Here is a 13702-nt window from a genome sequence, read left to right as displayed (position 1 = left end):
AAACATGCGTCATCGTTTTCTGATAGTTCTAATCGGGCAACCCTTGCCAACTCTGTTTCCTGCTGGTTCTAAAAAGCTTTTAGTTTAACGCCAATCAACTTTCTGCGAGACACTTATCGAGGCTAACTATTTGACCAATAAAGAGGGTTTTGCGTGGCGGTTGCATACTATTGTAAAATCACGGCGTTATAAGTGACTTATTGATATTTATGATGTCATGGTTATTTAATAAATACGACATGAAAATTTAATATAACTGTAATACTGTTGTAACAATTTTATAATAATGAGATTATTTTATGATGGCCAAGGTTATTTTAAATAAATATTTTGTCTTGATTAAAATTGTATCTACTACTAAGCTTTTACACGGCTAAGTAAGTTGTTGTAAAAATTTTGTATGGTAAAAATGTAAAATCTTGTCCTTCATATATGTTTTTGGCGGGTAAATTTTTAACAAAATTTCATGATATATAAAACAAATACAATTAAATTAAAGGCATTAAAGCCATCTTGTTTGCATGATTGTTATAATTGTTTTAGGGCGGTGAATACTTATCTATACAGTGGATAAATTCATTAGTTAACAAATAATGACGAGTCCTCAGGCTTTGCCGAAGGGACAGCAAAAGCTTGACATTAAGGGGGCACCAGGAAACCCATACTCGTGAACCGCCAAGGACACGATAGAGGAGGCCATAATGGAAGAGAACGAAAGATTAAGTCTCTTGCGAGTCAATTACGGACATTTGGTATTTGAAAAATATACTAGAAAGCGCTGAATATTTTTTGATTTATGCAAATAGCGTCGAAGAAGTTATTGATGCATGCCCTTATACACAAGTCCGTCATTCCGGCATATCCTTGGGGCGAAGTGGATTGGCGGAATCCAGGCTACAGGGACGTTTTGAACTTACATCCATGGCACTGGATACCCGCTTCCCGGCGGGTATGACGGCATTTATGTATAGCAGCATGGACTTGATGCCGAGTTTTCTCGGACTATTTTTGTCTTGCGAAACTATCCTGAAATTAAAAATATTACGATTGTTTTATGAGTGATAAGCGCCAAAAAATCTTGATGCTTATGGACATGGTTATACAACGAGAGAAATTTAATTGCTAAACCTGGTTATGGATGTTCCAGAGCGAAATTGCCCTTGGCGACATGAAACCGGGTACAAACATAACGAGAAGCAGATTTTATGGAGAAGCCTGGCCGCCACAAAGCCATCTCGTTATACATAAGTCGCACGTCCATTGCGTATCAAGCACATGGAAGAACAACCATTTTGCTAACCCTATGCCGCGGGTGGAAAAATCAATGAGTTGCAATCAGGGGAGGAATTGCCCCGTTCGCCGAGATGTGTATAACGAGATGCCATAAAGCGCTTCACAAAAGCCCTTCATTGAGAAGCCGGAAATAATAACTCCTTTTCCAGAAAATTTAACAATAACTGAGCCGTTTAGGCTTAAAGGCATGCATTCGGATCATTATGGTTGAGAAGCAAAAAAACAATCGCATACACCGTCTCCAAGAATTCTCCGTGCCTAATGCACGCGAATTGACTTTAACGGTAGAGTCGATAACGCTGGAAGCTCAGGTCCTGGATATCCTCGATCTGTTTCAAGCGCGGTCATCCCTGGTCGCCTTACCCTTAATAGACAATAACCGCAAATATTTCGGTACGCTTTCACGCCGCAGTTTCTTAAATTTTATGACTCGCGCCTATTCGCGCGAACTGTACGCAAGAAAAAGCATCGCTGCTCTCTTGGATAGTAACCCGGGCATTTTCACCGCGCCGCTGATAGTCGATGCCGAAGACCGTATCGATCAGGTCATTCTGGATTTTTTGAACAGCGATCCGGCAATTATCTCCGAGGCTTTGCCCGTTATGGAGGGAGAAAGTGTCATCGGTATCGTGACGATAGCCGATATGATGCTGAGCTTATCCGAGTCCCAAGGGAAGCTGATCGATACCATGGAGCAATTGAGTACCCGCTTGAAGGAAGAAGTAGACGGAGCAGCAACGCTGCAACGCAACCTATTGCGCCCTTCTCACATAGACTTACCTGGTTTGCGGGGCTTGTCCACGCTGATCACTTCTAGCGAAGTGGGAGGAGATTTTTACGATTACTATACGGTAGACGGACGCTGGGTGGTGATGCTGGTCGGTGACGTAAGCGGTCATGGCGTCGCGTCGGGCACGATGGTGAGCGCTGCCAAGGCTGGCGTCAATTTGCTGGAAGCCGGCAGGGAGAGGGAGCCGCGCATGATACTTTCGCGCCTGAATGAAACACTCTACAAAACCGCCCGGCAATCGTTGTTGATGACCATGTTTGCGATAAGTCTCGACACGCAAACCGGCGAATTGCGTTACGCCAACGCAGGCCATCAATTCGCCTATCTGTACCGCGCCGCGCTCGGTAGCCTGGACGTCCTGGAATTGGGTGGTCTACCTTTAGGTAAAAACGAACACATCGATTATGAACAGGGTATTACCGAAATGGACGTCGGCGACCGTCTGTTTCTTTATACTGACGGAATTGTTGAAGAGGAAAATTCCAGCGGCGAGTATTTCGGTTATGACCGATTGGAAGAATTGCTAACTCTGCACGCCGAGAGTGACGCCGAAACAGTACGTGATGAGATACTTGCTTGCCTGACTTCGCATGTTGGCCGGCGGCATTTCAACGACGATGTGACAATTTTTCAGGTTGAACACCATGAACGACAGCAAGCCGCCACTAAAACTGTAACAGCGGCTTCACAAGATTACGAATTGGTGCGCATCGTGGAAGCGTTTTATCGCGCCAATCCCAACGCCATTTCATCGCGTTTGGTACGGCAAAACCTGGTGTTTTTGGCGGAAGCGGGTTTTTCCGATCTCATCCCCGGCTTGTCGGCGCAGGGCATCCGCCGTGTGATAATGCGCCATCAACCCATCGTCAGGCATTTAGGTTGGGATAATCTGCTTCGGCAACATCAGAATGTCTGCAATGATGATCTGGCTGCATACTTGCGCAATCCGCAGCAGCACCGTGAATTCGAAATCACTCACAGTGATGATAAGGCGTTCATTATCGGAGAAGTAGAGGCCTGGCTGCAGGAGATGGACTTACTCGACCCGGATCGTCTGGATTCTGTGGTGTTGCTGCTTGACGAATTGATTGAAAACGGGCTTTACGCGGCCCCTCGTGACGGCAAAGGCCGCCCGTTGTATGCGAAAGGCACGGCTCGATCGATAGCGGGCGAGAATCTGATATTGCGGCTATCCATTCAGGACGGCTTGCTGGGCATCTCCTTTACCGACAATTGGGGCACACTGACTCCGGCGATATTTCTTAATCGTTTGTCGCGGCATATGCAGGGACGGGGGCTGGATGCCGGCATGGGCGGGGGCGGATTGTATTTGATCTGGCGCATGGCGGATTATTTGCAATTGCGCGTGTTCCCTCATCGCCATACCCAAGTCTGTGCGTTTCTGGATTTGAAATCTCCTTTCGATCCGGAGAGCGACAAAAGTTTTCAATTTCTTTATCACACCGAACTACACGAGATCGTCAAACATGATGAGCCAAGCCACACTGCAAATTCAGCCGCAACCGTCGGCTGAAGCCTTATTGCAAAAATTTACTTTGATCGGCACCATTGACGTGGACGCCATCACGGCATTGGAAACGCTATATGTTTTGCCTCCAAACGCTGCGGCAGAATTGGATTTTGCGCTAGTTCAACGCGTTAACTCGATGGGATTGGCGCAGTTGCTGAAACTGTTTGACTTTTGGCAAAAGCGCGATATCAGCATTCGTGTTACCCATGCCAACCGTATGATAGGCGTGCTGTTCAAAATGACCGGATTAACCCGCTTCCTCGCCGAAGAGGAAACGTCCTCCGCTTTGTCGGCAACACCATCCCAGCAGTGGCCTGCTACCCCCGTTGCTCCACCAAGTCCGTCGACTGTTGCGACGGCAACTCCATTGCCGCCGGCCTTTAAAACAGCAATTGAGGCTTCCGCGGCAGTCGCACGGATTCCGGCTCCGTTGGCCGCTTCCTCGCCGCAAGGCAAGCTCAGATTACTGATAAACGCACAGAGCAGCCAACAGATGAACGGATGGTATTTTTTCAATACCTATCTGCAAAAGCGTTTGGGAAAAGAGATACACATGGAATTGGCACATGGCGCAATCACCGAAAATAATATCCGAGCCGAGCAAATGGATATCGTTTTCGCCAAACCTTTCGATGCTACCCGCCTATTGCTGCAAAACGGTTTTCGACCGATATTGCGTCCAATCGACCAAACCGACGAAGTCACCTTATTGGTACGCGCCGATGATACAAGGGAGCAGGCTTGCGATTATCGCGGCGGCAAAGCCGTGACTGCCGACCCCGATAATTTCATTTATTTGTTGGGGCGATTTCTTCTTGATGAAAGCGGTTCCACTTCCAAAGATTTGGATTATCACTTTACCGGTAATGAAATCAAAGCCCTGCAAACTTTGCTTAAGGGCCAAGCCGACATGCTCTTCATGTCGAGCAAAACCTACCAAGGGCTGTCAGGACTTACGCGCAAAATGTTAAGGGAAATGGATCGAAGCGAAACGGCGCTCGCTTTTCATGTGTTCTGCGTGGCGCCGCATTGTGCGGGCATAGGCGAAGCGCTTGCCAGGGTGTTGCTGGACATGAACCGCGATAGCCAAGGCCGGCAAGTATTAGCGGATTTGGGAATAGAGGGCTGGATCGGTCCGACGCATGACGAAATCGATATGCTGACGATGTTATTCACCCGTTATGCTGCCAACGACGGCGGCTTCCACCAGCAACCGCTATGCACTTCATGAGGTGCAAAACGTAGTCGGAATAACGGGTGGAAGATCAAACTTATGCCCTATCTCTGCTTAACGAGTTGCATCCTGTTTTGCCGGCCGGTCAAATTTTAAATTCACTCTGATCCCAGTTACATTCGGCATGATGCTGCTGCCCGGCCGCAAGGCCGGCAGTCCGGTCCCGCCGAGCCCAGCTAACGGTTCGGTGTTCATCCGGCGCAAATCGTTCGCGATCTTGAGAAGACTGACAGCGATCGCTGTTAACCGGCCCGATAATTCGATAACAGCGATCCGTAAAAAACAAGATTTTCCGATCGCGCCATTTCGAGTCATTTTTGCCGGGAATGTTTTTGAAAAGCGTTATACTTTGGGGCCAGGGTTGCCAAAAAATAAAATCGCCGGCATCCAGCCCGATCACTGAATACCCCATTAGTAAAGTCCGCTGACTTGACCGCGCGCAGCCTATTTGTGTTACGCCTCTCGACGCCGTCAACTTGCATTTAATATTGATCTTCCTAAAAGCAAGTTGTTATGCTATTGGGATTTAATAACTATTACCGAGGAGGCACCCGATGTCGATTTTGAATTCGTTAACCAAGCGCTCACGCCTGAATTCCGCGATCAAGCAAACCAAGGAAGCCCGCAAAAGCGAAGGCGGTAAAGCGGATTATTTGTTCAAGAAAGTCTATGAAGACTATGCCGACATTGTCCATGACGACCCGTTACGCGCGGAAGCCCTGTATTTCTGGGGGCATGCGTTGTTGCATCAGGCCAAGACCAAAGCCGGCGAAGACGCAGCCCGCCTTTATCGCGATGCGATTCTGAAATTCGCTTTTTGCCTGACTTTGGACCCGAATTATCTGGCGGCCGCGATCGACGGCGGCGTGTGTTATATGGATATGGCCAGATTGCAAAACGCGGCGAAAAACTCCGAACTGTATGCGAAGGCGCAACAGGAGTTCGAACGCGCCAATTCGATTCAGGGAGGCGCGGCTTCATATAATCTGGCCTGCATCCATGCGCTGCGTGGCGAGAAAGATGCCTGCCTGAAAGCGCTGGAAAATTCGCGCGACAAGGGCAGCCTGCCCGATACGCAGGACATTGTGAACGATCCGGACATGGCAAGCGTGCAAAACCAGGCTTGGTTTGTCGAATTCTTGGAATCCCGAAAAAAGAAGCCGGAGGAAGCCGCACAGCCATCGGAAGAGCCGGCTGCCGAAGCGTCATCCGAGCCGGAGGAAGAAGACAAAACCGAGGCTGACGCTTAACGCGGCTTTTCGTGTGGGCAAACCGCTATCCCGTTTGTCCACGCGATAATCATTGACGGCGTTTCAACCGATACATCGCCGATATATCTTCATCGCCGTAGCCCTCGGCCATCAACTGTTCGTAATCCCTGACTGACATGTCGCTCAGCGGAATTTCGACGCCGACTTCGGCCGCCATCGCCTGGCATATTTTCAGGTCCTTGTGATGCAGCGCGAGCCTGAAGCCCGGCTTGAAAATGCCCCGCGTCATCGTCAGGCCGCGCTTGTCCAGAAACCAGTTACCGGCCGCGCCGCCCCCGATCACCTCGATCACCTTGTCCATGGGCAGGTTCTGAGCCTCCGCGAAGGCCAGGGCCTCGGTGACTGCTTCGTTAATCCCAGCGCACATGATCTGATTGACCGCCTTGGTTGCCTGACCGGCTCCGGTCGGACCCATGTATAAAATCCGCGTCGCCATCGCCGCGAGCATCGATTTTGCACGTTCGAATACCGCTTCGTCGCCGCCGACCATCATCGCGAGCGTGCCGTTCTTCGCGCCTTCGACGCCGCCCGACACCGGTGCGTCGAGAAAGAATGCCCGCTTCTCGGCCAGTCTCTCGGCGGCCTGTTGTGCGGTCGCGCGGCTAACCGTCGACATGTCGGCCACGATCGTACCGGGCCTGACTGTTTCCACGATCGATTCCACGACGGCAAGTACATCCCGATCGGCCGAGACGCAGATTAAAATCATATCGACCGCGCCGGCCAGATCCGCAATGCGTCTGAATGCGGTGACCTGAAGTTCTTCCGCCAGTGCTTCGGAGGTTGCCCGGGTGCGATTGTAAACGCCCTCCAGGCCCCCCGCCTTGGCCAGATTGTGCGCCATGCCGACGCCCATGCCGCCGAGCCCGATCATGCCTGCTTTCATGCTTTCTCCAGATAGGTGTAGGAAGTCAAGCCGGCGCTGAGCTCCTGTTCGTACTCGCGCCGTTCCTGTGCGCCGAGCCCGCTGGCGGCCAGTTTTTCGCGGTAGGCGTCCTTCAACTCCTCGGGGCTGATGTGCACGTAATCGAGCAGGTCGGACACATGCTCGCCTTCCTGCAAATCGAAAAAATGATAGCCGTGCTCGTCCAGTTCGATGTTGATCGAGTGGGTGTCGCCGAACAGGTTGTGCATGTCGCCGAGGATTTCCTGGTAGGCGCCAACCATGAAGAAGCCGATCAGATAGGGCTCGTGGCTGTCGATCCGGTGCACCGGCAGCGTTTTTTCGATGTTATGGCCGTCGATATACTGATCGATGCGGCCGTCCGAATCGCAGGTCAGATCCTGCAAGACCGCGCGCCGGGAGGGTTCCTCGTCGAGGCGGTGGATCGGCATGATCGGGAAGATCTGGTCGATGCCCCAAATGTCAGGCATCGACTGAAACAGCGAAAAATTGCAGAACACCTTGTCGGCCAGTTTTTCGTTCAATTCCTGCAGGATCGCATCTTCGCTCTGATAGCTCGGATTCAGCCGGTGCTGCAATTGTCGGCACAGCAGCGCATAGGCGTTTTCGGCCTCGGCGAGGCCTTCGATGTCGAGTTTGTCCTGCGCAAACCGCGCGCGCGCTTCCGCGAGCTCGAACTGTGCGTCATGATACAGTTCGACCGGATTGATGCGCTCCGCCAGGGCCGGGAGTTCGCCGTCCCGATAAGCCGATTCGATGTCGGTTACGTTCGTGATCAAGACCGCATGATGCGCGGTGATCGCGCGCCCGGATTCGGTGATGATATCCGGCTCGGGCGCCTGTTTTTCCGCGCAAATCTCGGAGAAACCGCGCACGATGTTCTGCGCGTATTCATCGATGCTGTAATTCATCGAGGATTCGCGCCGTGAACGGCTGCCGTCATAATCGACGCCGAGGCCGCCGCCCGCATCGACGATCTGGATCGGCGCGCCGAGGCGGCGCAGTTCGACATAAAATTGGCCGGCTTCCTTCAGCGCGACCTTGATGTCGTGAATGTTCGCGATCTGCGAACCCATGTGAAAATGCATCAGTTTCAGGGAGTCGAGCAGATCGGCCTGCTTCAGATGTTTGACCAGTTGCAGGAGTTCGTGCGCATGCAGGCCGAATTTGGATTTTTCGCCGCCGCTGTTTTGCCATTTGCCGGCGCTGATGCTCGACAGGCGCACGCGCACGCCGATATTCGGCTTGATGTTCAGCTTGCGCGACTCTTCGATGATCAGTTCGAGTTCGATCGGCTTTTCAATTACCAGATACAGATCGAGGCCCATCTTCTGGCCGATCAGCGCGAGGCGGATATAGGCCCTGTCCTTATAGCCATTGCAGACGACCACCTGCTGATTCGACAAGGCCATGATCGCGAGCAGTTCCGGCTTGCTGCCCGCTTCGAGGCCGATATGATTCGCCTTCAGGATGCCTTCGACGACCTGGCGCTGCTGATTGACCTTGATCGGATACACCGGCGTGTAACGGCCCTGGTAGTCGTATTTATCGCATGCCTTCTCGAACGCCCGGTTCAGTCGGTTGACCTTGTCCTTCAATATATCGGTAAAGCGCACCAGCACCGGCAGCGACAGGTTTTTGTCGTGCAGCGACTGCGCAATCTCGTACAAATCCAGCTCGGCCGTCTGATCCGAACTGGGCTTCACGCAGACATGGCCTGCCGGATTGATCGCAAAATAGCCGTCTCCCCAGCTATCAATCGCATAGGTAAGGGCCGCATCGCTTAGGGTCCAGCGGGTTTTATCAGTCAGATTCAAAGTAGTGCTCTCCGTGATCACGTTTATATGGATTGGCCGACATTTTACCCCTTAATTTTTACAGGAGGGTCGATAAAAATAGCTTATCGAAATGATTCAAACAAACAATTTTACAGGCCACCAAGCCGAGTTTATAGTGTCGATCAAGCGGGAGAGAACGTTGCCTCATTTTCCGGGTCTATTATCCCGTCCAGATCAATTAAACTGATGGAGGTTCCGATGCGTTCATTATCCGTGCTGACGCTCAGTATCACCGCGTTGCTTGCGCAGGCGCAAGCGATGGCCGGCGATGTCGGGACGGCTTCCGCGGCAGTCAAGCCGTTGCTCGGCCTGCCGCCGGTGCCGATTCCGGCCGACAATCCGCAGGCGCCGGCGAAAATCGCGCTCGGCGACAAGCTTTTCCATGACGCGCGTTTCTCGATCGACGGTACGGTCAGTTGCGCGACCTGTCACAGCGAAAAACTCGCGTTCACCGACGGCAAGCAGTTTTCGACCGGCCATCATGGCCTGACCGGCACGCGCAACGCGCCGACCGTGGTCAATGCGGCGTTTTACACCTCGCAGTTCTGGGACGGACGCGAGCCCAACCTGGAAGGCCAGTCCAAACAGCCGTTCGTGAATCCGGTCGAGGGTGGCTTGGCCAATCATGAGCCGATCCTGCAAATCGTCCGCACCGATCCGGACTACAAAAAAGCGTTTACGGAAGTGTTCGGCGTCACTGACGCGCAGTTGACGATGGACCATGTCGCGAAGGCGATCGCGAGTTTCGAGCGCTCGATCGTGTCCGGCAACTCCCCCTTCGACCGTTATTACTTCCAAGGCGACAAGAACGCGTTGAACGAGACACAAGTGCGCGGCTTCCAGCTTTTCATCGGCCAGGGCCGCTGCGTCTCCTGTCACACGATCGAAAACGATCAGGCCCTGTTCACCGACAGCAAGTTCCATAACATCGGTATCGGCATCAATTCGATTCAGGACGATGTGCCGCGTCTGGCCGGCGCGTTTCTGGAAGCGAAAGCGAAGGGCGGCGATGTCGACCGGATCGTGCTGACCGACAAAAAGTCCTCCGAACTCGGCCGTTTCGCGGTGACCGGCAAGATCACCGCAATCGGCGCGTTCAAAACGCCTACCCTGCGCAATATCAACCTGACCGCGCCTTACATGCACGACGGCAGCCTGAAAACCCTGAAAGAGGTGGTGATTCATTACAACAACGGCGGCGTGACGCCGGCCGACGCGAAGGTCAACGATTATTTGAGCGGCGGCATTCGGCCCTTGAATCTGACCGAGGCGCAGATCGACGATCTGGTCGAGTTTCTGAAAGCGCTGACCAGCCCGCAGGTTGCTCAAGCCGTCACAGCCGCAGCCCAACAGGAGACAGGACATGAATCACATTAATCGCAGCCGCCGCCATTTCCTGCAATCCTCCGGAGCCCTGGCGCTCGGCAGCACCCTGCCGATCAGCCTGGTCGAACTGGCCTTTGCCGATGCACAGCAGAACCTCACCTTTGCGTATATTTCGGATGCTCACATTCAGCAGATCAAAGGCAGCCGTTTCGTCCGGAACTGGGACCGCGGCCTGATCCGCGCGGTCGCCGAAACCAATCTGTTGAATCCCAAGCCGGATTTCGTGATGTTCGGCGGCGATCTCGCGCAACTGGGCTCCATGCCGGAACTCGATCATGGCGCCGAAATCCTATCGGTGCTGAAATATAAAACCCGCTATGTGATGGGCGAGCACGACTATTATCTGGACCTTGGCGCTTACTGGGAAAAGCTGTTCGGCTCGCAGTATTACAGTTTCGATCATAAGGGCGTGCATTTCATCGTGCTGAACAGCATCCGCACCTACGACGACTGGACCTACCACCGCTGGCCGACGGCCGAGCAGCGCATGCTCGAAATGGCTGGACTCGACAATCCGAACGGCTCGCCGTTCATGGTCGGCGACGAACAGCGGCAATGGCTGAAAAAGGATCTGGCCAAGATTCCGAAGACGACCCCGATCGTGGTGTTTTCGCATTCGCCGCTGCAAAAAATCTACAAGGGCTGGAATTTCTGGACCGAGGATGCCGAGCAGATTCAGGCGTTGTTGAAGCCTTTCAACAAGGTGTCGGTGATCTACGGCCATGTGCACCAGATCCAATACAACCAGATCGGCAACATCAGCTTCCATTCGGTGATGGCGACAGCCTGGCCGTGGCCGTATCCTTCAACTTATGCACAGGCCGAGCAATACTTGCCGAAACTGACCGTGCCGATGAACCGCGCCGACCCGTTCTTCGAACGCGATGCGACCGGCTGGCAGTTCATCAATGTCGCGAACGGCCATGTCGATCTCAATTATCTGCTGCCCGAAAACACCGACCGTAGCGTGGGCTTCGACAAGGCCGCCAAAAAACCGGTCGATGCAGAGTACCAGTCCGAAGGCGCGCGGATTCCGCCGCAAAGCCATTTTTAATCCGCCTGGGAGAAAACGTTATGAAATGCTTGTACACAAAGAAATCGGTCTTGGGGCTGGCGGCGCTGATGGCCGTTTCTTCGGTTCAGGCCGACGAATTTAGCAAGGACGATCTGGAGCGCTGGCAAGGGCAATTCATGGAAGTCGTGAAACAGGGCAGGGAACTGTGGACCAGCCCGACCCTGGGCACGAACGGCGTCGCCTGCGGGCAATGCCATCCGAACGCGGCGAACACGCATCCCGAAACCTATCCGAAATTCCAGAAGCAGATCGGCAAGGTGATTCCGCTGTGGGAGATGATCAACTGGTGTTTGCGTAATCCTCTGGAAGGCCAGCCGCTCGCCGCCGACGATCCGAAAATGGTTGCGTTGCAGGCGTATGTCACCTTCGAACGGCGGGGCGTAAAGCTGGAGCCGGGTAAGCATTGAGAAAAATAAATGTCGGGCACGCTTTTTGTGTCCGACATCTCGATGGTAATTGGAGTAATGATAGGTTGTCCAGCGTTGTTGCCTTGTTGATCCTCCAAACGTCGGGTAACGATAACCTTTGCTCGACTAGGCTAACGCAAGGATTAGCGGTCCTAGCGGAGTTCTCTGGAGCGTTGGGTTAGGTTGGCTGAGTGCTTGGCTATTTCAATTAAATAACGCAATGCTTCATTAACGGAGTCGGCGTTCGGAAATGCCGCGATCACATCAGGTTCCAAACGAACTGTATCGCAAAACATTTTTCGCCCAGGCCCGAGCTTTCTGACCTGTAAGCTTTGCACATTATACTCAGGCCGTAATTCATCTTCTATCTCATTCTTGCTCATAGGCTTTCCGCTCCGATGGCGTTGCTTCTCTTGCGCTAATTAAACGAATGGTATTGTTGCGTTCCATGTAAGAAACGAACAACAATCTTCCTTGATTGGACTCCCCCAGCATAATAAAACGGTGCTCTGCGAGGGAATGGTCGGGGTCATAAAAGTCCACATACAACGGATCGTCAAAAACCGTTTTCGCTTCCGCAAAGGAAACTCCATGTTTGGATAGATTCGCTATCGCCTTGTTTTCATCGCATTGCCCTACGGACCTTTATTTAAGATTGAACCTTTCCGCATTTCGGACAGGAAACTCTATGATTTTCATCATTATCAGAAGCGCGCACATTACACGAGTTGCAATACCACGCCCCCGATTCCCTCATGCGCAAAGCAAGCGCAGTGTTGTATCTGAAACGAAAATCCCCCCAGTTCTCATAATAACCCCATTCCGTTTCGATTCTCGCTCCGTAAGAGCCGTGAATAATTCCACTCTTGTAGTCCTCCGTCATTTCCTTACGCAATTTTTGCATACTACGATGATCTTCGATAGCACAAGAAAACTCGTGAGCATCCACGTGCCAGATGTTATTCATCTTCTCGGCTATGACAGAGGAGCCGGCGATGCTCACGACGCCATTATGCATAGCCGAATTGCGGTACCATCCATATGCATTTGATATCGCTCCTTCTTCGCATTGATAATCTTCGACAGCCTTACGTAGAGGAATCCATGCTCTCTGGCCGACTATCAACGTGCTGTATGTTCGGCGAGGGCGATCAGATTCGCTCTTTTCTTTCAGCGCTACAAGGCGCTCTTTTCGGAGACTGTTGTTCCGAGTTACCCAAGCCTTCCTCTGAACGCTGTTCATTCGTGACCATTCTGGCGGGTGCGGGGATTTCCTTCGGAGATCTAGTATCGGTTCAGGAATATGTGTAGGAGGACTCTTTTCTAGAAGAATAAGGTCTGATTCTTCCATCGTTCTCCTGCGACCAACATCGTCGATGTGAATATAGTCATGGCACGCTCTGCAAAGGGAGACGAGCATGTGATCAGCTTTACCCTCCAATACGTCACGTTCGTAGCTTCTATGATGTACGACGTCGGCATCGCCTCTGCAAAAGACACAGGTCTTTTCGTCTCTCTTGAGAATTCTTCTTCTGATTTTTTGCCAAAGCTTGGACGGTAAATACTCTTCCCGGTAATCCATCAGCATAACGTCATTTGGGTCCGATGGACGACTCACCCGCTCTCGGAGTTCTTCGAGAATCTGACGAACTTGATCTTCAGTATGTAATTTCGTAGTGCTCATATTGACGCATAGTTAGTGATTATTCGGTATTTATATATCTTCCCTCATTCAATTCGTCCAAGCAACAAATCGGTGACGTGAATCTTATTTTCACGGGATATCATCCAAAAACACGGTGATAAACAGGTCCGGTTATCCTGATTGATTTGAAACCAAGAGAGGATATAGGGTTTAAGTGTCTCGCAGAAAGTTGATTGGCGTTAAACTAAAAGCTTTTTAGAACCAGCAGGAAACAGAGTTGGCAAGGGTTGCCCGATTAGAACTATCAGAAAACGATGACGCATGTTTG

At 51.9% G+C, this 13702-nt stretch carries 12 protein-coding genes and 1 pseudogene; 7 read left to right on the top strand and 6 right to left on the bottom strand.

The genetic code is table 11. The annotated features are described in order from the left end of the window. The first annotated feature begins 756 nt into the window (after positions 1-756). The 3 genes from U2W12_RS01275 (at position 757) to U2W12_RS01265 (ending at position 4845) form a co-directional block, all read left to right on the top strand. Positions 757-1062, top strand: coding sequence for a hypothetical protein (locus U2W12_RS01275; RefSeq protein ID WP_326498862.1), 306 nt, complete (start codon positions 757-759; stop codon positions 1060-1062). A 485-nt stretch (positions 1063-1547) separates the two neighbouring features. Then, positions 1548-3617, top strand: a complete 2070-nt coding sequence (locus tag U2W12_RS01270; protein WP_326498861.1) for a SpoIIE family protein phosphatase — start codon at positions 1548-1550, stop codon at positions 3615-3617. After that, positions 3571-4845, top strand: coding sequence for a PhnD/SsuA/transferrin family substrate-binding protein (locus tag U2W12_RS01265; RefSeq protein WP_326498860.1), 1275 nt, complete (start codon positions 3571-3573; stop codon positions 4843-4845). The genes U2W12_RS01270 and U2W12_RS01265 overlap by 47 nt, the downstream gene beginning before the upstream one ends. A gap of 57 nt (positions 4846-4902) precedes the next feature. Here the strand turns inward: U2W12_RS01265 and U2W12_RS01260 are convergent, their stop codons facing one another. Next, complete coding sequence (locus U2W12_RS01260) at positions 4903-5163, bottom strand: lyase family protein (RefSeq protein ID WP_326498859.1); 261 nt, start codon at positions 5161-5163, stop codon at positions 4903-4905. A gap of 239 nt (positions 5164-5402) precedes the next feature. On the opposite strand from U2W12_RS01260, the gene U2W12_RS01255 reads away from it, so the two are divergent. Then, positions 5403-6098, top strand: a complete 696-nt coding sequence (locus U2W12_RS01255; RefSeq protein ID WP_326498858.1) for a hypothetical protein — start codon at positions 5403-5405, stop codon at positions 6096-6098. A 49-nt stretch (positions 6099-6147) separates the two neighbouring features. Here U2W12_RS01255 and U2W12_RS01250 read toward each other — a convergent pair whose 3' ends face one another. Further along, on the bottom strand, positions 6148-7005 hold the full coding sequence (locus tag U2W12_RS01250; protein WP_326498857.1) for an NAD(P)-dependent oxidoreductase: 858 nt from the start codon (positions 7003-7005) through the stop codon (positions 6148-6150). Further along, entirely contained in the window at positions 7002-8840 is a 1839-nt protein-coding gene (gene speA / locus U2W12_RS01245; protein WP_326498856.1) for a biosynthetic arginine decarboxylase, read from the bottom strand. Before speA ends, U2W12_RS01250 begins: the two co-directional genes overlap by 4 nt. A gap of 219 nt (positions 8841-9059) precedes the next feature. On the opposite strand from speA, the gene U2W12_RS01240 reads away from it, so the two are divergent. The 3 genes from U2W12_RS01240 to U2W12_RS01230 are packed head-to-tail and all read left to right on the top strand — an operon-like array spanning position 9060 to position 11729. Further along, positions 9060-10238, top strand: coding sequence for a cytochrome c peroxidase (locus U2W12_RS01240; protein WP_326498855.1), 1179 nt, complete (start codon positions 9060-9062; stop codon positions 10236-10238). Continuing rightward, positions 10225-11301 (top strand): metallophosphoesterase, encoded by a 1077-nt coding sequence (locus U2W12_RS01235; RefSeq protein ID WP_326498854.1) that lies wholly within the window; start codon positions 10225-10227, stop codon positions 11299-11301. Before U2W12_RS01240 ends, U2W12_RS01235 begins: the two co-directional genes overlap by 14 nt. Positions 11302-11321: 20 nt before the next feature. Continuing rightward, positions 11322-11729, top strand: a complete 408-nt coding sequence (locus U2W12_RS01230) for a cytochrome C (protein WP_326498853.1) — start codon at positions 11322-11324, stop codon at positions 11727-11729. 152 nt (positions 11730-11881) lie between these two features. On the opposite strand, the gene U2W12_RS01225 is transcribed toward U2W12_RS01230, so the two are convergent. From U2W12_RS01225 to U2W12_RS01215, 3 genes and pseudogenes are all read right to left on the bottom strand, one after another. Further along, positions 11882-12112 (bottom strand): hypothetical protein, encoded by a 231-nt coding sequence (locus U2W12_RS01225; protein WP_326498852.1) that lies wholly within the window; start codon positions 12110-12112, stop codon positions 11882-11884. After that, positions 12099-12344: pseudogene (locus tag U2W12_RS01220) on the bottom strand (BrnT family toxin); the annotation flags it as partial. The pseudogene U2W12_RS01220 and the gene U2W12_RS01225, both read right to left, overlap by 14 nt. Before the next feature lie 34 nt (positions 12345-12378). After that, positions 12379-13413, bottom strand: a complete 1035-nt coding sequence (locus U2W12_RS01215) for an HNH endonuclease signature motif containing protein (protein ID WP_326498851.1) — start codon at positions 13411-13413, stop codon at positions 12379-12381. Positions 13414-13702: the final 289 nt, after the last annotated feature.

The organism is Methylomicrobium sp. Wu6 (assembly GCF_035916875.1).
In the GTDB taxonomy this organism is placed as follows: domain Bacteria; phylum Pseudomonadota; class Gammaproteobacteria; order Methylococcales; family Methylomonadaceae; genus Methylomicrobium.
This window is presented reverse-complemented; position numbering and strand designations above follow the sequence as displayed.

Coding starts and splice junctions, on each gene's coding strand:
- U2W12_RS01265 (WP_326498860.1), top strand. CDS start 3,571: ATGATGAGCCAAGCCACACTGCAAATTCAGCCGCAACCGTCGGCTGAA.
- U2W12_RS01260 (WP_326498859.1), bottom strand. CDS start 5,163: ATGACTCGAAATGGCGCGATCGGAAAATCTTGTTTTTTACGGATCGCT.
- U2W12_RS01255 (WP_326498858.1), top strand. CDS start 5,403: ATGTCGATTTTGAATTCGTTAACCAAGCGCTCACGCCTGAATTCCGCG.
- U2W12_RS01250 (WP_326498857.1), bottom strand. CDS start 7,005: ATGAAAGCAGGCATGATCGGGCTCGGCGGCATGGGCGTCGGCATGGCG.
- U2W12_RS01240 (WP_326498855.1), top strand. CDS start 9,060: ATGCGTTCATTATCCGTGCTGACGCTCAGTATCACCGCGTTGCTTGCG.
- U2W12_RS01235 (WP_326498854.1), top strand. CDS start 10,225: ATGAATCACATTAATCGCAGCCGCCGCCATTTCCTGCAATCCTCCGGA.
- U2W12_RS01230 (WP_326498853.1), top strand. CDS start 11,322: ATGAAATGCTTGTACACAAAGAAATCGGTCTTGGGGCTGGCGGCGCTG.
- U2W12_RS01225 (WP_326498852.1), bottom strand. CDS start 12,112: ATGAGCAAGAATGAGATAGAAGATGAATTACGGCCTGAGTATAATGTG.
- U2W12_RS01215 (WP_326498851.1), bottom strand. CDS start 13,413: ATGAGCACTACGAAATTACATACTGAAGATCAAGTTCGTCAGATTCTC.